This is a genomic window from Pseudomonas sp. Rh2, assembly GCF_040762985.1.
GTDB classification, from domain to species: Bacteria; Pseudomonadota; Gammaproteobacteria; order Pseudomonadales; family Pseudomonadaceae; genus Aquipseudomonas; species Aquipseudomonas taiwanensis.
This window is the reverse complement of sequence record NZ_CP142890.1, coordinates 1,902,524-1,921,385: the sequence shown is the minus strand read 5'-3', so window position 1 is coordinate 1,921,385 and position 18,862 is coordinate 1,902,524. Positions and strand designations below refer to the sequence as shown.

The window sequence follows — 18,862 nt, the reverse complement described above, 5'->3', positions numbered from 1 at the left end:
AGATCAACCCAAATCGTAAAATGATTTATGAGTAGCCCCGTCAAAATTCTCCAGGACCTTTACTATGGCGCCGGATGCGTTCCCTTGACCATAAGGATTGATTGCCTGTTTACTTTTACTTGAAAAATCTTTAGACAGAGCTTTATTCAGGGCGTTTTCTATATCGACTATATAAGGCTTGCAATGCAAAACGGAATCTGCAGCCAAACGCCCTAACTGTCGCACTCCGATATTTATAGAAGGAATACCGAAGGAAGGGACCTCTATTATTCCACTTGAAGAATTTCCAATTACGGCAGCCGCATTAGAAATCGCACTTAGGTACCGTTTGAAGCCTAAAGAAGGGATAGCCAAAACCCTTTCGGGTTGCGCTTCCGCATAATTTTCGAGTAGAGGTATAATCGCCCTACCGCCATTGTCAGCATTGGGATAAGTCAGGACCACTTGATAATTTGGGAATTTATCTAATGCGGACAAAATTGCAGAAAAACTGTTTTCTGGACTTTCTTCCGCATTTGTTACCGGATGATAAGTTACCACAAAATATGGGGACTTCAATCTAAACCCAAGACTTTCAGAGAGTTCCGCGAGGCTCATTCTTTCACTTCGAGAGTGATGATCGAGGCCGATAGCACCCACATTGAATACCCTTTCTGGCGCTTCCCCCATTTGAATTACACGACGCCGATAGACCTCTGATGCGACAAAATGCAAGTGCGCCATTTTGCTTATTGCATGTCGAATAGCGTCGTCGTAAGCCCCTTCTGTGATTTCACCACCATGTAAATGGGCAACTGGAATACGCATTATCAACGCAGCTTGAACGATAGCCAATGCTTCAAAGCGATCACCAAGAACCACTAGGACATCAGGACGCAACCTGTCTAGGGCATCAGCAAACCCTAAGGTGCCGAGCCCCATGGACTTAACGACACCAACCGGGGTGTCCGATGAAAGTAAAATCTCAACCTTTGCATCGATAACAAACCCATCCCTTTCAACTTCCTTCCACGTCTCCCCAAACTCCGGGGAAAGATGCATACCACTTACAATGACCTGCAAATCCAAAGTCTCACTGGCCTGGATAGACTTCATCAGCCAGTAGAGCAGGCCGTACTCGGCCCTCGTCCCAGTGAAAACAGCTACTTTGCGATTCACTACTTTGACTCCGGCAGAACGCTACTCGGCAAATTTACGATCCGTTCTTCTAACCACTCTGAATTCGCTAAATCTCCTCGCAAACATTTAGCGTAGCTCGGCAAATGACTCATAAGCTTCCAGATAGGCCGGGTCATTACTCCAGAGTCATTAGTGGCCTTCAACAATGCATCACGCTGCTCACGACTATCACAGACAACTGCATTGAGCCAGTAATTAGAACGGCAATCGGCGGGTTCTTCAAAAAACTGAAGCTCACTCCCTTTAAAGAACTGCGCGTACTGCAGCGCCAAGGCTCGCTTGGAGGAAATAAATTTTTCCAGCTGCTCCAATTGCGCACAACCGAGCGCCGCATTCAAATTTGGCAGCCTATAATTAAATCCTACCTCATCATGAACGTATTCATAAGGATGCGGTTTTTTTGCTGTTGTTGTAATATGCTTAGCGCGAACTCCCAGTTCATCATCCGCCAAGATCATGCCACCACCACCGGTGGTGATAATCTTATTTCCATTAAAACTCAAAATTCCCAAGCGCCCAAAAGTTCCAGTGTGCCGTCCCTTATAGAAGCTTCCCAGAGATTCAGCAGCGTCTTCGACAAGAATGAGTCCCCAACGCTCGCAAACGTCAACCAGTTTGTCTAGCTCGACGGGGTGGCCGAAGGTGTGCATAGGCAGACAAGCCTTTATTACTCTCCCATCGCTTTTAGTTCGACACCCGTCGTCGGTCGTCACAGCGTATTCTTTAAGCCACTCTTCAAGAGCAACAGGCGAAAGCCCTAGAGTGTGGCGATCAACATCAATGAAAACAGGTGACGCTCCACAATAGGCAATAGCATTGCAAGTAGCCACAAATGTGAGCGGTTGAGTCAAAACCAGGTCGCCAGATTGCACCCCTGCCAGCACCAAAGCTGCATGCAACGCTGCTGTTCCATTGACTGTGGCTACAGCCCTTCTGCTACCTGTATAGGCAGCCATATCATGCTCGAAGCGATCAACAAAGGAACCAACGCTTGAAACGAAAGTTGACTCAATTGTTTCAAGCACATAATTGCGCTCATGCCCTGAGAATACCGGGGCATGAAGCGGTATGAAATCCGTTGTGCGGTATTGATCGCGTACAAACTCGACGAGAGAGTCAAACATACCAAGACCTCAGACGTTGTAAATATCAGCTTTGTATTTCGCCAAATTTTCCGGACGAGTCAACCAATTGATCGTTTCCTGAAGTCCCTCTCGAATGGAGTACTCTGGATTAAAGCCAGTCAATCCCTGTATCTTAGTATTATCGCACCAAAGGCGGAAAACCTCGGACTTACCAGGACGAATTCGTTGCTCGTCGGTCAAGAACTTGACATCACTCCCCATCAATTCTCGAATCAGTTCAAGAGTATCACCTACGGATATCTCGAAATTTGAGCCAATGTTGACTGTCTCACCTATCGCCTGCTCACAACGAGCAAGTTCCAAGAAGCCGCGGCAGGTGTCAGCAACGTAATTGAAATCCCGAGTCGGGGAGACATCACCTAGCTTTATCTCTTTCTTACCACTTGCAATTTGGGTGATAATAGTTGGAATCACCGCCCTAGCAGATTGGCGCGGACCATAGGTATTAAAAGGTCGAGCAATCGTCAATGGCAAGTCAAACGAATTAAAGAAACTCATCGCCATTGCGTCCGCACCAATTTTTGATGCACTGTATGGAGACTGGGGTTGTAAAGGGTGCTTTTCATCAATCGGAACATACTGAGCGGTACCATAAACTTCGCTTGTCGAAGTATGAATCACACGCTTAACATTGTTTTCCAGAGCCGCCTGACAAATATTTAACGTACCCTTGACATTGGTATCCACATAGCTATCAGGGGCCACGTAAGAGTACGGTATTGCTATCAAAGCAGCCAAATGAAATACCGTATCTACATCTTTTGTTATATGCTTGCAGTAATGTGGGTCACGAACATCACCACTCAAAACCTCTACATCGGCGGCGCAATCGATATCCTCAAGCCATCCCCAGTAATTAAATGAATTGTACTGTGATAGTGCCTTTACCTGATAACCTTCTCGCACGAGCAACTCAGTGAGATGCGAGCCGATAAAGCCGTCAGCGCCGGTAACCAAAACCTTTTTCATATTAATTCAACCTTATTTTATGCTGGAGAAGCTTGAAGGCTATGCATTGATTTATACACCAAGCATTTCCAAACCAAAACAACCATAAAAGCAATACACATTGAAAGCACAACGGCAACCTCCCCATAACGAGAGACACCGAAAGCGCATCCAATAACAAACACCAGCAATCCTGCTAACTGGCTATGTAGAATTGCGCTATCTTTATGTCGCGCATACAGCCCCACGTGTGGAACCATGCTCAAGGAGTATAACGAGACTGCCAACAGCAGCCAACGCAACAAATAAATTGACTCCTGATAGACTGGCTTTCCAATCCACTCCAGGACATATGGACTTATAAATAGAGCAGAAATCGACATCACCATCGTCGCCACCACCACGTTTCTTGCCAACTCCTTCATCTGAGCTCTAAATTTCTTGTCATTATTTTCCTTCGCAGCAGCAACCACTCTAGGATATAAAAAAACAATGACACCCGCATCAATAAAAGAAATAATCGAAAAGGCAATACCTGCGAACAAAACATATATCCCAAGCACCTCCATTCCCGCAACCGCCTCTACCCAATACCTATCAAAAGTAAATAGACCACGTATTGCTAAGCTCGCAAACAAGAGCGGGATCGATACTTTAATCCCTCGAAGAATCCACAACCAATTAAGACGAGAACTTAACTTTCTTCTATCCAGCATAGCAAGACGCAATAACCCGATCAGACACGCAAGACTTGCCCCTGCAGCCCAAGCCTTAAAAACAAACTCAAGCGTTCTACTTTCCGGATACCGCCACATCGCCAGCACCACAAAAAACACCCATATACCGCTTCTCAGAAACAGTATAGAACTTGCTAAAAGCTGCTCTCCCATCGCAACAAACAACCTGTTGAGCTCTTGAGCGGTATGCTCCAACAAAAACAGAATCAAAAACCAACCAAAATATTTTATTGGCAAAAACCCAGCATAAAAAAAACAATACGCAAGCGGTATGAAGCACGCATAACTTATAAAAAAGAAAACCCATTGATCCCTTATTATCGGCAACCAGCCGTCCGAAGAAACCCCAATCAACTCGCGGCTAGAATAAGTATAAAATTCAATACCAACAATAAAAAAGGCATAACCGATGGTTGCAACCAACAAACCATAAGTTCCAACCTCCGCAGGAGGCAGATACTTTGCTAGAAAAAAAATCAAAACAAATTTACAGACTAACGTCCCACTTCTGAGAGAGACATTAACAAGCCTTAAATAAATATCTTTAGTCATCAACATTCGATTCGCACTGTAACCAAATTAATTAAACAAGCTAATCTTAAGCAGTGAGCTTTGTCCCTTCGCTACGCATTAATTAAACTCACGAACTGTTGCGCCTTCGCTCTCGCCCCCCTAAGCACAGAGTTTATCACGATCGGCAGAGGCAAAACCTTAGGCTCGCACCTTTATCTTCCCCCTCCTCCCCATGCTGGTCTGCTCCACAAAGCATTGACCTTGCTCCCTGTGTCACCCGACACCCCGCCCACCCAAACATCCATATGATTTCAGCTACCCAGGAGCCTATTCTTCAAAAACACGAAAAACCTAGCCCCCACGAAGCGTCACGCAGGATGCATTCTCATTAGGCTCCCGAAATTTTTCGATGCTTTCCAATTAGGCGACAGAGCTCCCCCTTGAACATGCAAGGTGAAACTCGGAAAATGAAGGGTTTAAAAGAAGCCTTATAACTAAATATCACAAACTGAGGTCGAGCTTTTATTTTTTGGAGCTCGGATAACAGACTTAATAAGTGCTCGTCGCCTTTTAGCCTAATGACTAATCCAACCAGGTTACAAGAGTCGCAACCAGTGGTTGACGCGTATGGAGTTGCGACCCACATGATGCAAACCTCACAGGCCGAGCTAAACATGCACCTTACCATATCAACCCGACAGCTTATCGTCGACTGCCTGCTCATGTCAGCGCAAACTTAGTTGAATATGTCTCATACGCGGCAACTTTTTTATACATCAGCGATATAAGAACCACCAAGCATGCCAGAGTATCAAATATCCACCCTAGGAGTGCACCTCACGCAGGACGCCCCCCAATTTCCGGCGCAACCTCTACCACTGCCACCTGAGTTGACGATCCTTCAATCTGGAGAATTTTCAACTGTCGCAACCGATCCTTAAACACGCCACGCAACAACGCTATGAGAACACCAACAACCAGGCCACCGACAAATGCGAATAGCACGACGAGCACCTTATTAGGCCTTACAGCTTTATTACTTGCGACTGCTCTCTGATCCACGCTTACTAGCTCTAGCCCATCAAACTTTGTATCTATCCCCAGCAACCGGGCCCGCTCAACCCTAAGATCTTCAATACCTTCCAAAAAGGCTGCCTCGTTTTCCCTCGCCTTTAATACCTGCACCTTGCGATTAGTGGAAAGCATGATGAGTTCTTTTCGAATCTGAGCAATTCGAGGTTCGGCGAAATCATCCGAAACACGTTTGCGCAGAGCATTTCGTTCAGCCTCTAGCACTTCACTCCCTAGAAAATAGAGCGGCGCCTGCTGACTGTTAACCTCGGTGCGTATAACGCTACCCGAACTAACAACTTCATCAGCCATCAATGAAGGTGTGGAGGGCTTTTTCAAGCCTAGGCTCTTTGCGATGCTAATAGCTTCTTCAAGTTGCGCCAAACGAGCCTCGCGACGCAACCTCAACTGGACCCGCAGCGCCTTCAGTTCGTCATTAAGTTCCGCACGTTTAATCGCGTCCTCCTCTTCAAGACGCGCAATATTACTCTCTTTCGCGGCCTGATATTCTGAAACCGCTGAGTTCAATTTGGTATCTATTTCAACCAAACGATTATCCAGAATTGCCTGCACATCTTTGGACAACCGAACTCTCTCTCTTTCTATCGCATAACTCACAAAATCATTAAGTATTCCCGCACCATCAACCCCCTTCTCATAGCGCATTTTCAAACCAATATATGCGCTGAGCAAATCCGCCTTTTTAGGGTCTGGCTGCACTAAAGTTAGAGTGTTCTTATTGAAATTTTCAAAAGCCTGCTCAAGGCTTTCGCCATAATCTTGAAAGGCGTCAACAAGATCTGGTCGTGAACGAAAAAAATCGAGACGAGCATTATAGGAGTCTAAAGTTGCACCGACTCTTTTTAAGGCCTGATCAGGTGGAAGATTATAGATTCCTGAACGATTTAATGCATCCAATTGATTAAGTGCAACTGGGCGCAAAGTACTAGAAACTTCAAAAATAGGTGTGACGAGGTAAGCGTAGCTTATTCCAATAAAGGCAGATAAACCGGCAACACCCAAAACAAGAGCCCGCCGCCGCCATACACTACGAACTAGATTGAAAAGATCAATTTCACCAGGATCACTCAAAGAGGACACACGCGCAATACTATTCACATTACTTGCCTGCAAGGAATCGGTTAATTAACCTAGACAGGCAAAACTGATTAGTGCGTTGTGCTCGCTCCCCCAGCTTTCCATGTCATCGGCTACGAAGCGAGCATTGTTGCACCTTCCGTGGTCTTCAACAACGGCTGACGACCTTGATCTACGCGTAAAGTTCCCTTAGCGAGCTATCCCGCGCCTAGCCCACATGTCTCGACAGACAGCCGCTAGGAGCCCTAAAAGCCCCCCCATAACAACAGTAAGCGTCATGATAACGGCCTTTCGCGGCTTGATCGGTTCGTCTGGCTGTTCAACACCACCATCCTGCTGATACATACCAACGGCTGAAGGGTCAATCTTAAAGGAACGAAGAAAACTGAGTTGCTCTTGCTTCTCGCGCAACCCGACAATGAACGGATCGTCCGAAGGCCGCTGCTCAAGGTTAGCAATCTCGGCCTCTAGAGCCTTGGCCCCACGCATGTAAGTCAAGGCCCCCCCCATACCGGCGGAGACCTCGGACGTCAGGTTGTCAGAGATAATTGGAGGTTTCTCCAAACCAATGGACTTGGCAACACGAAGCGCCTCCTTCAACTGGGCTATTTGGTCCGCCCGCTGATTGTTGGCACTTGCCTGAGCAGCTCGAATCTGTCGCTCAAGATTATCCGCCATAATCGAGATATCACTTTGCGTCCCGCCGAGCAGCTCCAACTTCGCCCGCTCTGACGCCATCTCTGCATAACTCGAAACCCAGGTGGCTGCCTGACGTGGATCATCAAGATTGGCAGTGATCACGTAGCGATTAGGCATACTTTTACCAGCTTGGGTGATCTTGAGCATCCCGTTGAACCGTCCGTACAGGGCGTCCCGCGACCCCGTACGCTCCTGCTCAGTCAGCATCGGAAGAAACACACTACGGAAAAACTTGTTGCGTACCGCTTCAGATTGCAGGGCTTTAAGATAGATCTCGTAGACATCCTTGGCGGTCAACACTGCCAATCCCGTATCCCCACCACGGCCATAGTTAAGCTGCGCAATCTCATTCTGGGAAGGTGGTTGAACGTAGAGCTTCGCCTCATAAACAGGCGTAACCAACATCACATAAGCCAGCCCCAGCAAAATCACCGGCACCGAAACCAGTACGACCCACAGCCTCTGCCGCCAAACCCCTTGGACAACCTCAACCAGATCAATCTCGTCACTACCACTCAGGCGCTCACGTTCACTGCGCATTTATTCTATTTTTCCTTGGGTCCGTCTGACTGCATTCATCTCTCGAAGCCGCCCCTCAGCCCGCAAACCGCAAACCGCCACTGCGACCTCTCAGAGCAAGCGTAGCGGCATTTTGCCAACATGCTCACCACGCTCTTCACCTTAAACATCAATCAGTAATAGAGGGACCTCACCCGCAGAAGTTCCTCAGCAGCCGACGGACACCCCGCTACCCGCCCAATGGTCATCGCGCAATTGTGACGCACACCTCTTTTTCCAGCTTTGCGAACTGCTCCCGCAAAACCCCGGCAAGCACCTGCTTGGCCTGCTGCTCCCCATGCACCAATGCCACCCGCCGCGCTGAGCACCCCGATGCGAACGCCACTAGACCCGCCTGATCGGCATGCCCCGAATAGCCACTCAACGTAATGACTTTGGCGCGGATGTCGTACATATCTCCATCCAGATCAATCTGGACAAACCCCTCTGCCCCTTCACTGGCCTGAATCACCGCCCCCGGCGTACCTTTGGCCTGGTACCCGACGAACATCACTTCATGCCGCGGATCACCGAGCATGGCCTTGAGGTAGTTGACGATCCGCCCGCCAGAGCACATGCCGTTGCCGGCAATGACTACCGCAGGGCGGCCGGTGCTCTTGAGGTAGTTGACCACCTGCTGGTGCCGGGCATGGGTATCGACACTGATCAACTGGTTGAACCCCAATGGATCACGCCCCTCGCCCAAGCGCGCGCGGGCGTCGGCATTCCAGTACTCATGCAACTGCCGATAGGCTTTGGTGATGCGCTGCGCCAAGGGCGAGTCGAGGATGATCGGCAGCTGCGACCAGTCGAGCGGGTCGTGCCCCTCACGCTTGTGCGGGCCAGACAGCAATGCCTTGCGGTGCAGAATATCTTCGATTTCGTACAGCAGCTCTTGCGTACGACCAAGGCTGAATGCCGGGATCAGAATCGTGCCGTTGTCCGCCAGGGCGCGGTCGATGGCAGCCTCCAACTGCTGCAGTCGATCACTGCGCCCGGGATGCAGGCGGTCGCCATAGGTGCTTTCCAGTATCAGCATGTCCGCACGCTCGGGCGGCTCGACTGGGCGTAGCAGCGGGTTACATGGCGCACCCAGGTCACCGGAGAAGACCACACGGGTGTTGATCCCTTGCCTTTCGATGTCGCATTCGACATAAGCAGACCCCAGCAGATGCCCAGCGCGCTGCAGGCGAATGCGGCAACTGAGGTCCGGTTGATCGACGATTACGTGCCACTGGCCGAAGGGCACCGGGACGATCAGGCGTTCAAGAAACTCCAGGTAACGCGCGACATGGGCAGGCTGGCTGCTGATGCTCAACTTGTAGGCGTCTTCCAGCACCAGTGGCAGCAACTTGGCCGAGGGCTCGCTGCACAGGATGGGGCCGCGAAAACCTGCGGCGAGCAAGGCAGGAATGCGACCTACGTGATCGAGATGAACGTGGGTGATGACCAGGGCCTGAATACCCTGGATGTCGAAGGCGAGTGCCGCCGCCTCAGCACCAGGTGATGCATCGGCGCCTTGCTCCAGGCCGCAATCGACCAAAAGGCTGGTCGTCGCGTCGAGATGCAGCTGATGACAGGAACCGGTTACGCCTCGGGCACCACCGTGGTGAGAAAGAACGGGGAATTCCATGCTGCTTCACACTCGCCTGAATCAAAAATGAAGTGGCGTATTACTTCATGTCGTGAGGCGCGCTGACAGAGGGTGGTGGCGGATTTGGGGTCGGAAAAATCCTCAATTACCGTTCAAGGCGGCTTGCCGGGCCGATGCGCGAATCTTGCGCTTGCTGCGCATCACGCCGTAAGCGCCGAGCAACGGGCCGACCGCCAGGCCGACCACCAAGGCTGCCAGCACCAGCACCGCAACCGGCATCGCGGGTGCCGACCACCCGAACAGCACGAGGGAGACGGTCTGCTGGTTCTCCAGCACGAAGAACAGCACCACAGCCGCCAACAGCAGCACGAACAACGCCGCCACGGCGCGCTTGAGGTTACGCATCAGACTGCTCCTTGATCATTCAGGTGTGTGCGTGGTCTTCTTCATTGACCCGATCACGCAGCTCCTTGCCCGGTTTGAAATGCGGAACGAACTTGCCTTCGAGCTCCACCGACTGACCGGTCTTGGGATTACGACCTACCCGGGGGGCGCGATAGTGCAAGGAAAAACTGCCAAAACCACGGATCTCGATGCGATCGCCAGTGGCCAGGCATTGGGACATCTGTTCAAGCATGGTCTTGATTGCCAGCTCGACGTCCTTGGACGAGAGCAGCCCTTGATGGGTGACAATACGTTCGATCAGCTCCGACTTCGTCATATTTTTCCCTTCGTTATCAAGCAGCTAGATCATTGCTTAATCAGTTTGTAGCACGCTGGGAGGGATTTGAACAGGGTGGTTCTTGACTTAATAAAAAAATTCAAGAATGGGTGTGCGAGGAAATGGACCGCAGATTGGCAGGGAGGCGCTTGGCTTGAGGGGTCGTGCGGGGCAGGAGATCGAGTGCCGCCGGGTGGCGCATCGCGAGCAAGGCTCGCTCCTACGGGTGTTGCGGGACTGTTGTGGCTGGGGGACGTTGGTGATCGGAGTCGTATCGACGAGAGATTGAGCACCTTGCCCGGGCGGCGCATCGCGAGCAAGGCTCGCTCCTACGGGTGTTGCGGGACTGTTGTGGCTGGCGGACGTTGGTGATCGGAGTCGTATCGACGAGAGATTGAGCACCTTGCCCGGGTGGCGCATCGCGAGCAAGGCTCGCTCCTACGTTTGTTACGGGCCAGTTATGCCAGTGAGAAATGCGCGCGACCGCCCTCGCCCTGGTGCTCGACGCGATATCCAGCCGTACGAACAAGGCGGTCGCGCGCGTGTGCCACAGGCATTATTGGCCAAAAACAAACGTAGGAGCGAGCCTTGCTCGCGATGCGCCGCGCGGGCGGCGCTCGATTTACGCCCCACCACAAAATTCAAACATTGCGACCACGGCACTCACGCCCCCCTGCACCCAGTACCAGTATTTAACATACTGAGAATCTTTAACCATTCCGGGGTTAAATGCGCTTGGCTACGCTCAACGGGCACAAAATCGTTCAAGGAAGAAACCAGTGCCCAAACCTCATGGCTGCATGCTTCGCCGAGCAAGACACTCTGAGCCAGGCAGGCTCTATATGCTGACCACCGTCACGCATCAACGTCACCCGCTGTTCTTCAACTTCCGTTTTGCGCGCCTGGTCATTCACAACCTTCGCCATGTCGAACATAAGCAATATTGTCGATCGCTAGCCTGGGTCGTGATGCCTGACCATGTGCATTGGTTGCTTGAGTTAAGGGATGTGACGCTTAGCGCACTGATGCAACGCTTCAAATCCCGAACCAGTCACGCATTGCGCAAGGCAGGGTTAAAGGCCACGCCGGTCTGGCAAGCGGGATATCACGACCGAGCCCTGCGTCGTGATGACGATGTCTTGAAGATAGCCAGGTATATCGTCGCCAATCCGATCAGGGCTGGATTGGTTGCCAGGGTCGGCGATTATCCACATTGGGATGCGGTGTGGTTATGAGTGCATGGCTGCCGGGATGCAGCGCCTGGTAGATCGAGCGCCGCCCGCGCGGCGCATCGCGAGCAAGGCTCACTCCTACGTTTGTTTTCGGCCAGTAACGCCTGTGAAAGGCGCGCGCGACCGCCTTGTTTGTCCGACTCGATATCGTGCCGTGCGCCAAAGCGGTCGCGCGCGTATGCCACAGGCATAATTGGCCGAAAACAAACGTGGGAGCGAGCCTTGCTCGCGATGCGCCGCGCGGGCGGCGCTCGATTTACGCCACACCACAAAACTCAAGCGAAAAAAAAGGGCGACCTGAAGGCCACCCCTTTTTTACCGATCAAACAGAACTTAGTTCTGCTTGGCCATAGCTTCGCGCAGCAGCGCAGCCATGGTGGTGTCGGCAGCAGCTTCCGGAGCGGTGTTTTTCAGGCTCTGGATAGCTTCGCGCTCTTCAGCGTCGTCCTTCGACTTGATGGACAGGCTGATGACGCGGGACTTGCGGTCAACGCTGATGATCTTGGCTTCGATCTCTTCGCCTTCCTTCAGAACGTTACGCGCGTCTTCAACGCGGTCACGGCTGATTTCGGAAGCCTTCAGAGTAGCTTCGATGTCGTCGGCCAGGGTGACGATGGCGCCTTTGGCGTCAACTTCTTTCACGATGCCCTTGACGATAGCGCCCTTGTCGTTGACAGCAACGAAGTTGGAGAACGGATCGTCTTCCAGCTGCTTGATGCCCAGGGAGATGCGCTCACGCTCTGGGTCAACCGACAGGATGACGGTTTCCAGCTCGTCGCCCTTCTTGAAACGACGCACGGCTTCTTCGCCAGTTTCGTTCCAGGAGATGTCGGACAGGTGAACCAGACCGTCGATGCCGCCTTCCAGACCGATGAAGATACCGAAGTCAGTGATCGACTTGATGGTACCGGTGATCTTGTCACCCTTGTTGAACTGGCCGGAGAAATCTTCCCATGGGTTCGATTTGCACTGCTTGATGCCCAGGGAGATACGACGACGCTCTTCGTCGATGTCCAGAACCATGACTTCCACTTCGTCGCCAACCTGAACGACTTTCGACGGGTGGATGTTCTTGTTGGTCCAGTCCATTTCGGAAACGTGTACCAGACCTTCAACGCCTTCTTCCAGCTCAGCGAAGCAGCCGTAGTCGGTCAGGTTGGTAACGCGAGCAGTTACGCGAGTACCTTCTGGGTAACGAGCGGTGATAGCTACCCACGGATCTTCGCCCATTTGCTTCAGACCCAGCGAAACGCGGTTGCGCTCACGGTCGAACTTCAGGACGCGAACGTCGACTTCGTCACCAACGTTGACGATTTCCGACGGGTGCTTGATACGCTTCCAAGCCATGTCGGTGATGTGCAGCAGGCCATCGATACCGCCCAGGTCCACGAAGGCGCCGTAGTCGGTGAGGTTCTTGACGATACCCTTGACCTGTTGGCCTTCCTGCAGGGTCTCCAGCAGGGCTTCGCGCTCGGCGCTGTTCTCGGCTTCCAGGACGCTGCGACGCGAAACAACAACGTTGTTGCGCTTCTGGTCCAGTTTGATGACCTTGAATTCCAGCTCTTTGCCTTCCAGGTGGGTGGTGTCGCGCACAGGGCGGACATCAACCAGGGAGCCCGGCAGGAACGCACGGATGCCGTTAACGTCGACAGTGAAGCCGCCCTTAACCTTACCGTTGATAACGCCCTTGACCACTTCTTCGGCGGCGAAAGCTGCTTCCAGAACAATCCAGCACTCGGCGCGCTTGGCTTTTTCACGGGACAGTTTGGTTTCGCCAAAGCCGTCTTCGACCGCGTCCAGCGCAACGTGAACTTCGTCACCGACCTTGATGGTCAGCTCGCCAGCTTCGTTGTAGAACTGCTCGAGCGGGATGACGCCCTCGGACTTCAGACCAGCGTGTACGGTAACCCAGTCGCCGTCGATGTCGACAACGATACCGGAGATGATGGCACCCGGCTGAAGATTGAGGGTTTTCAGGCTTTCTTCAAAGAGTTCTGCAAAGCTTTCGCTCATTTTAATTCCTGTAGATTCGGGCGAAACATACGCCCAGAGCCACATTCCAGACAATGTGGGTTTCGTTTAAGTAAAGGAAAGCGGGCAGGACGTTGACTGGTGCCCCTGCCTGCCTTCCTGGCGATCAGAGAAGGTCGCGCTGGGCGATCTCGCTCCTGATACGTTGCAACACCTGCTCGATGGACAACTCGGTAGAGTCCAGCTGTATGGCATCGGCCGCTGGCTTCAGCGGGGCCACTGCGCGCTGGGTGTCACGCTCATCACGCGCACGTATCTCATCTAGCAGACTCGACAGACTAACATCTTCATTCTTAGCCTTCAACTGCAGGTAGCGGCGGCGTGCGCGCTCCTCCGCGCTGGCAGTGAGGAAGACCTTGAGCGGCGCATCTGGAAACACCACCGTGCCCATGTCGCGACCGTCGGCGATCAACCCCGGTGCTTCACGGAACGCGCGCTGGCGCTGCAACAGCGCCTCGCGCACCGCTGGCAGCGAAGCGACCATGGAGGCGCCGGCGCCGACCGTCTCGGTGCGGATGACGTGACTGACGTCCTCACCTTCGAGAATGATCTGTTGTAGCTTACCGGGCTCGGCAGCGATGAACTGCACATCCAGATGGGCGGCCAAGGCCTTGAGCAGCTCTTCGTTGGTGAGGTCGACACCATGGTTGGTGGCATTGAATGCCAGCAAGCGGTACAGCGCGCCGGAGTCCAGCAGCCTCCAACCCAGCTCACGGGCCAGCAAGCCAGCCACCGTGCCCTTGCCCGAGCCGCTTGGCCCGTCGATGGTGATGACCGGTGCCAGCGAACTCACGACTTACCCTCTTCGGCAACGCGAATACCGACTTCGGCGCACAGCGCCAGGAAGTTGGGGAACGAGGTGGCGACGTTGGCACAGTCGTGGATGCGGATCGGCGCGCTGGCTCGCAGCGAGGCGACGCTGAATGCCATGGCGATGCGGTGGTCGCCGTGACCGTGGACTTCGCCGCCGCCGAGCTGGCCGCCATCGATGATGATGCCGTCCGGGGTCGGTTCGCACTGGATGCCCAGGGTGATCAGGCCATCGGCCATCACCTGGATGCGGTCGGACTCCTTCACCCGCAGCTCTTCGGCGCCACGCAGCACGGTACGGCCTTCGGCACAGGCCGCGGCGACGAACAGCACGGGGAACTCGTCGATGGCCAGCGGCACCAGTTCTTCGGGAATGTCGATGCCCTTGAGCTTGGCGCCGCGCACGCGCAGGTCGGCCACCGGCTCACCGCCAACTTCACGCTGGTTTTCCAGGGTGATGTCGCCGCCCATCAGCCGCAGGATGTCGATGACGCCCGTGCGGGTCGGGTTGATGCCGACGTGTTCGAGCACCAGCTCGGAGCCTTCGGCGATCGAGGCGGCCACCAGGAAGAAGGCTGCGGAGGAAATGTCTGCCGGCACTTCGATGCGCGTCGCGGTGAGCTTGCCACCGGACTGCAAGGACGCGACCGGGCCATTGCTTTCCACTGAGTAGCCGAAGCCGCGCAGCATGCGTTCGGTATGGTCACGGGTCGGCGCAGGCTCGGTGACGGTGGTCTTGCCTTCGGCGTACAGGCCCGCCAGCAGCAGGCAGGATTTAACCTGGGCACTGGCCATCGGCAGGGTATAGGTCAGGGCCTTGAGCTTGTGGCCACCACGGATGGTCAGCGGCGGACGCCCTTCAGGACCGGTCTCGACCACCGCACCCATTTCGCGCAGCGGATTGGCCACGCGGTTCATCGGGCGCTTGGACAGCGAGGCATCGCCGGTCATGGTGGTGTCGAATGGCTGCGCCGCCAGCAGGCCGGACAGCAGGCGCATCGACGTGCCGGAGTTGCCGACATACAGCGGGCCAGGTGGCGGCTTGAGGCCGTGCAGGCCGACACCATGAATGGTCACACGACCATGGTTCGGGCCTTCGATGACCACACCCATGTCACGGAAGGCCTGCAGGGTCGCCAGCGCGTCCTCGCCTTCGAGGAAGCCTTCGACCTCGGTCGTGCCCTCGGCCAGCGAACCGAGCATGATCGAACGGTGGGAAATCGACTTGTCGCCCGGAACGCGGATCCGTCCGGACAGGCGGCCACCAGGTTGGGCCAGGAAAATCAGATCGTTGGCGTTCATAGCGTCCACATAGGCCCGGCGGGCCAGGATTTTACTGAAATGCTCGCGGGCAACGCGTGCGCGGGTGAACACACCCAGCAGCTGGTGCCCGTCCCCAGCATCGACCGCGTCGCGCAAGGCGTCGAGGTCGCTGCGAAAAGTATCCAGGGTGCGCAGGACGGCTTCGCGGTTGGCGAGGAAGATGTCGTGCCACATGGTCGGGTCGCTTCCGGCGATTCTCGTGAAATCGCGGAAACCACCCGCAGCGTACCGGAAGATCTCAAGGTTTTCATTGCGCTTGGCCAGGGAATCGACCAGGCCGAAGGCCAGCAGGTGCGGCAAATGACTGGTGGCGGCCAGGACTTCGTCGTGGCGCTCGACCTGCATGTGCTCGACATCGGCGTCCAGCGCACGCCACAGGCGATCGACCAGCGCCAGGGCGGCAGGGTCGGTTTCCGGCAATGGCGTGAGGATGACTTTGTGCCGGCGGAACAAGGCCGCGTTGGAGGCCTCTACCCCGCTTTGCTCGGAACCGGCGATCGGATGGCCCGGCACGAAGTTCGCCAGGCGCTCACCGAAGACGGCACGGGCAGCCCGTACGACATTGCCTTTGGCGCTGCCGACATCAGTGATGACCGCTTTGCCCAGGTCGAGCTGAGCCAGGCGGGCGAGTAGTTTTTCCATGGCCAGGATCGGCACGGCCAGTTGGATGACATCGGCGCCGACACAGGCGGCGGCGAGGTCTTCTTCGCAACGGTCGACCACGCCCAGGGCCACGGCCTGCTTGCGCGACGGGGCATCCAGGTCGACGCCGACCACTTCGCGGCACAGGCCGCTCTCACGCAGGCCCTTGGCGAAGGAGCCGCCGATCAGGCCGAGGCCGACCACGACCAGGCGGTTGATGATTGGCGCGGGTTTGGTTGTTACTGCTTTTACCACTGGTGCGAACCCTGTTCAGAAATCAGGACAGTCTGTGAGACCGCAGGGGCTGCTTTGCAGCCCCGGCAATCTTCGATCAAAGCACCGCCTTCGGATACGACCCCAGGACCTTGAGCGCAACGGCCTCCTGGCTGATTTTCTCCAGCACCGCCTTGATCAGCGGGTCGCGGTGGTGGCCAACGAAGTCGATGAAGAACACGTAGGTCCACTTGCCGCTGCGCGAGGGACGGGTCTCGATGCGGGTCAGGTCGATGCCGTTCTCGTGGAATGGCACCAGCAGCTCGTGCAGCGCACCCGGCTTGTTGCTCATCGAGACGATGATCGAGGTCTTGTCGTCGCCGGTCGGCGGCACTTCCTGGTTGCCGATCATCAAGAAGCGCGTGGAGTTGTCCGGACGGTCTTCGATCTTCTCGGCCAGGCGGGTCAAACCGTACAGGTTCGCCGCCATGTCGCCGGCGATGGCCGCGGAATTCCACTCACCCTTGACTCGCTTGGCGGCCTCGGCGTTGCTGGACACCGCCACGCGCTCGACATTCGGGTAATGCGCATCGAGCCACTTGCGGCACTGGGCCAGCGATTGGGCATGGGAGTAGATGCGGGTGATGCTGTCGGTCTTGGTGTTCTCGCCCACCAGCAAGTGGTGGTGGATACGCAGCTCGACTTCACCGCAGATCACCATGTCGTGCTCGAGGAAGCTGTCCAGGGTGTGGCTGACTGCACCTTCGGTAGAGTTCTCCACCGGCACCACGCCGAAGTTGACGGCACCGGCCGCCACCTCGCGGAAGACTTCGTCGATGGCCGCCATCGGGCGACTGACCACGGCATGACCGAAGTGCTTCATCGCCGCAGCCTGGGTGAAGGTACCCTCAGGGCCCAGGTAGGCGACCTTCAGAGGCTCTTCCAGGGCCAGGCAGGACGACATGATTTCGCGGAACAGGCGCGCCATCTCTTCGTTGTCCAGTGGGCCCTTGTTGCGCTCCATCACGCGCTTGAGCACGGCGGCCTCACGCTCGGGGCGATAGAACACTGGCTTTTCGCCTTCGGCAAGCGAGGCGGTCTTGACCTTGGCCACTTCCTGGGCGCACCGGGCACGCTCGCTGATCAGCTCGAGGATCTTCTCGTCGAGGCTGTCGATGCGTACCCGCAGCGCCTTGAGCTCTTGATCGGACATCAGCCGTGCTCCTTCTCGAATTCGGCCATGTAGGTCACCAGCGCTTCTACCGCCTCCAGGCCCAGGGCGTTGTAGATCGAGGCGCGCATGCCGCCCACCGAACGGTGGCCCTTGAGGTTGAGCAGGCCACGGGCGTCTGCACCGGCCAGGAAGGCTTTGTCCAGGCGCTCGTCGGCCAGGCGGAACGGCACGTTCATCCACGAACGGGCGTTGTGGCTGATCGGGTTGGTGTAGAACTCGCTCGCGTCGATGAAGCCGTACAGGCGGTCTTTCTTCGCGCGGTTGCGCTGCTCCATGGCCTCGACGCCGCCCTGCTCCTTGAGCCACTCGAAGACCAGGCCCGAGAGGTACCAGGAGTAGGTGGCCGGGGTGTTGTACATCGAGCCGTTGTCGGCCGCGATCTTGTAGTCGAGCATGGTCGGGCAAATGCTACGGGCATGGCCCAGCAGGTCTTCACGGACGATGACCACGACCAGGCCGCTCGGGCCGATGTTTTTCTGCGCGCCGGCGTAGATCAGGCCGTACTGCGAGACGTCGATCGGGCGGGAGAGGATGTCGGACGACATGTCGACCACCAGCGGGACGTCGCCCGCCTCGGGCACCCAGTCGAACTGCAGGCCGCCGATGGTCTCGTTGGACGCGTAGTGGACGTAGGCCGCGTTCTTGGTCAGCTTCCACTCGTTCTGACCAGGAATGGCCAGGTAATCGTAGGGCTTGGCGCTGGCAGCCACGTTGACGTTACCGAAGCGACGGGCTTCCTCGATGGCCTTTTTCGACCAGATGCCGGTTTCGATGTAGTCGGCGGTACCGCTTTCCGGCAGCAGGTTCAGCGGGATCTCGGCGAACTGCTGGCTCGCACCGCCCTGCAGGAACAGCACCTTGTAGTTGGAGGGGACGGACAGCAGGTCACGCAGGTCCTGCTCGGCCTTTTCGGCGATGGCCACGTAGTCGTCGCTGCGATGGCTCATCTCCATCACCGACAGGCCCTTGCCATTCCAGTCCAGCATTTCAGCCTGGGCGCGCTGCAGGACCGCGTCCGGAAGCGCGGCAGGGCCTGCGCAGAAGTTAAAGGCTCGTTTGCTCACATCCACTCTCGCTCTGCCAAATAGAACAAAATCGTAATTCGATGCCGACC

The 18,862-nt window shown here is 55.2% G+C and carries 15 protein-coding genes; 1 reads left to right on the top strand and 14 read right to left on the bottom strand.

Features of this window, described 5'->3' with window-relative positions; all coding sequences use genetic code 11:
* Positions 1-3: 3 nt before the first annotated feature.
* From neuC to ihfB, 9 genes are all read right to left on the bottom strand, one after another.
* A complete protein-coding gene (neuC, locus tag VXM67_RS08680; RefSeq protein WP_367237603.1) occupies positions 4-1,158 on the bottom strand; it encodes a UDP-N-acetylglucosamine 2-epimerase in 1,155 nt (384 codons plus the stop codon).
* Entirely contained in the window at positions 1,158-2,303 is a 1,146-nt protein-coding gene (locus tag VXM67_RS08675) for a LegC family aminotransferase (RefSeq protein ID WP_367237602.1), read from the bottom strand. The genes neuC and VXM67_RS08675 overlap by 1 nt, the downstream gene beginning before the upstream one ends.
* Positions 2,304-2,312: 9 nt before the next feature.
* Positions 2,313-3,293, bottom strand: coding sequence for an NAD-dependent 4,6-dehydratase LegB (locus tag VXM67_RS08670; protein ID WP_367237601.1), 981 nt, complete (start codon positions 3,291-3,293; stop codon positions 2,313-2,315).
* Positions 3,294-3,310: 17 nt separating this feature from the next.
* Positions 3,311-4,561 (bottom strand): lipopolysaccharide biosynthesis protein, encoded by a 1,251-nt coding sequence (locus VXM67_RS08665; RefSeq protein WP_367237600.1) that lies wholly within the window; start codon positions 4,559-4,561, stop codon positions 3,311-3,313.
* A gap of 798 nt (positions 4,562-5,359) precedes the next feature.
* Positions 5,360-6,712 carry a Wzz/FepE/Etk N-terminal domain-containing protein gene (locus tag VXM67_RS08660; protein ID WP_367237599.1) on the bottom strand — a complete coding sequence of 451 codons (1,353 nt, stop codon included), beginning with the start codon at positions 6,710-6,712 and terminating at the stop codon, positions 5,360-5,362.
* A 168-nt stretch (positions 6,713-6,880) separates the two neighbouring features.
* Entirely contained in the window at positions 6,881-7,930 is a 1,050-nt protein-coding gene (locus tag VXM67_RS08655; protein ID WP_367237598.1) for an LPS O-antigen chain length determinant protein WzzB, read from the bottom strand.
* 223 nt (positions 7,931-8,153) lie between these two features.
* Positions 8,154-9,581 carry an MBL fold metallo-hydrolase RNA specificity domain-containing protein gene (locus tag VXM67_RS08650; protein ID WP_367237597.1) on the bottom strand — a complete coding sequence of 476 codons (1,428 nt, stop codon included), beginning with the start codon at positions 9,579-9,581 and terminating at the stop codon, positions 8,154-8,156.
* 102 nt (positions 9,582-9,683) lie between these two features.
* Positions 9,684-9,947: a lipopolysaccharide assembly protein LapA domain-containing protein gene (locus tag VXM67_RS08645; RefSeq protein WP_023379274.1), complete on the bottom strand. Its 264-nt coding sequence runs from the start codon at positions 9,945-9,947 to the stop codon at positions 9,684-9,686.
* Between the two features lie 19 nt (positions 9,948-9,966).
* Complete coding sequence (gene ihfB / locus VXM67_RS08640; RefSeq protein WP_023379273.1) at positions 9,967-10,263, bottom strand: integration host factor subunit beta; 297 nt, start codon at positions 10,261-10,263, stop codon at positions 9,967-9,969.
* 800 nt (positions 10,264-11,063) lie between these two features.
* On the opposite strand from ihfB, the gene VXM67_RS08635 reads away from it, so the two are divergent.
* On the top strand, positions 11,064-11,498 hold the full coding sequence (locus tag VXM67_RS08635; protein WP_081669640.1) for a transposase: 435 nt from the start codon (positions 11,064-11,066) through the stop codon (positions 11,496-11,498).
* Positions 11,499-11,828: 330 nt separating this feature from the next.
* Here VXM67_RS08635 and rpsA read toward each other — a convergent pair whose 3' ends face one another.
* From rpsA to serC, 5 genes are all read right to left on the bottom strand, one after another.
* Complete coding sequence (gene rpsA / locus VXM67_RS08630; protein WP_023379271.1) at positions 11,829-13,508, bottom strand: 30S ribosomal protein S1; 1,680 nt, start codon at positions 13,506-13,508, stop codon at positions 11,829-11,831.
* Between the two features lie 124 nt (positions 13,509-13,632).
* The gene (gene cmk / locus VXM67_RS08625; protein ID WP_023379270.1) at positions 13,633-14,319 is read right to left on the bottom strand and encodes a (d)CMP kinase; all 687 of its coding nucleotides are present in this window, start codon (positions 14,317-14,319) and stop codon (positions 13,633-13,635) included.
* Positions 14,316-16,556, bottom strand: a complete 2,241-nt coding sequence (locus VXM67_RS08620; RefSeq protein ID WP_027906874.1) for a bifunctional prephenate dehydrogenase/3-phosphoshikimate 1-carboxyvinyltransferase — start codon at positions 16,554-16,556, stop codon at positions 14,316-14,318. The genes cmk and VXM67_RS08620 overlap by 4 nt, the downstream gene beginning before the upstream one ends.
* 76 nt (positions 16,557-16,632) lie before the next feature.
* Complete coding sequence (pheA, locus tag VXM67_RS08615) at positions 16,633-17,727, bottom strand: prephenate dehydratase (protein WP_023379266.1); 1,095 nt, start codon at positions 17,725-17,727, stop codon at positions 16,633-16,635.
* Positions 17,727-18,812: a 3-phosphoserine/phosphohydroxythreonine transaminase gene (gene serC / locus VXM67_RS08610; RefSeq protein ID WP_186598671.1), complete on the bottom strand. Its 1,086-nt coding sequence runs from the start codon at positions 18,810-18,812 to the stop codon at positions 17,727-17,729. Before serC ends, pheA begins: the two co-directional genes overlap by 1 nt.
* Between the last annotated feature and the right edge of the window lie 50 nt (positions 18,813-18,862).

Coding starts and splice junctions, on each gene's coding strand:
- pheA (WP_023379266.1), bottom strand. CDS start 17,727: ATGTCCGATCAAGAGCTCAAGGCGCTGCGGGTACGCATCGACAGCCTC.
- VXM67_RS08655 (WP_367237598.1), bottom strand. CDS start 7,930: ATGCGCAGTGAACGTGAGCGCCTGAGTGGTAGTGACGAGATTGATCTG.
- VXM67_RS08645 (WP_023379274.1), bottom strand. CDS start 9,947: ATGCGTAACCTCAAGCGCGCCGTGGCGGCGTTGTTCGTGCTGCTGTTG.
- VXM67_RS08670 (WP_367237601.1), bottom strand. CDS start 3,293: ATGAAAAAGGTTTTGGTTACCGGCGCTGACGGCTTTATCGGCTCGCAT.
- VXM67_RS08675 (WP_367237602.1), bottom strand. CDS start 2,303: ATGTTTGACTCTCTCGTCGAGTTTGTACGCGATCAATACCGCACAACG.
- rpsA (WP_023379271.1), bottom strand. CDS start 13,508: ATGAGCGAAAGCTTTGCAGAACTCTTTGAAGAAAGCCTGAAAACCCTC.
- VXM67_RS08635 (WP_081669640.1), top strand. CDS start 11,064: ATGCTTCGCCGAGCAAGACACTCTGAGCCAGGCAGGCTCTATATGCTG.
- VXM67_RS08650 (WP_367237597.1), bottom strand. CDS start 9,581: ATGGAATTCCCCGTTCTTTCTCACCACGGTGGTGCCCGAGGCGTAACC.
- ihfB (WP_023379273.1), bottom strand. CDS start 10,263: ATGACGAAGTCGGAGCTGATCGAACGTATTGTCACCCATCAAGGGCTG.
- VXM67_RS08665 (WP_367237600.1), bottom strand. CDS start 4,561: ATGACTAAAGATATTTATTTAAGGCTTGTTAATGTCTCTCTCAGAAGT.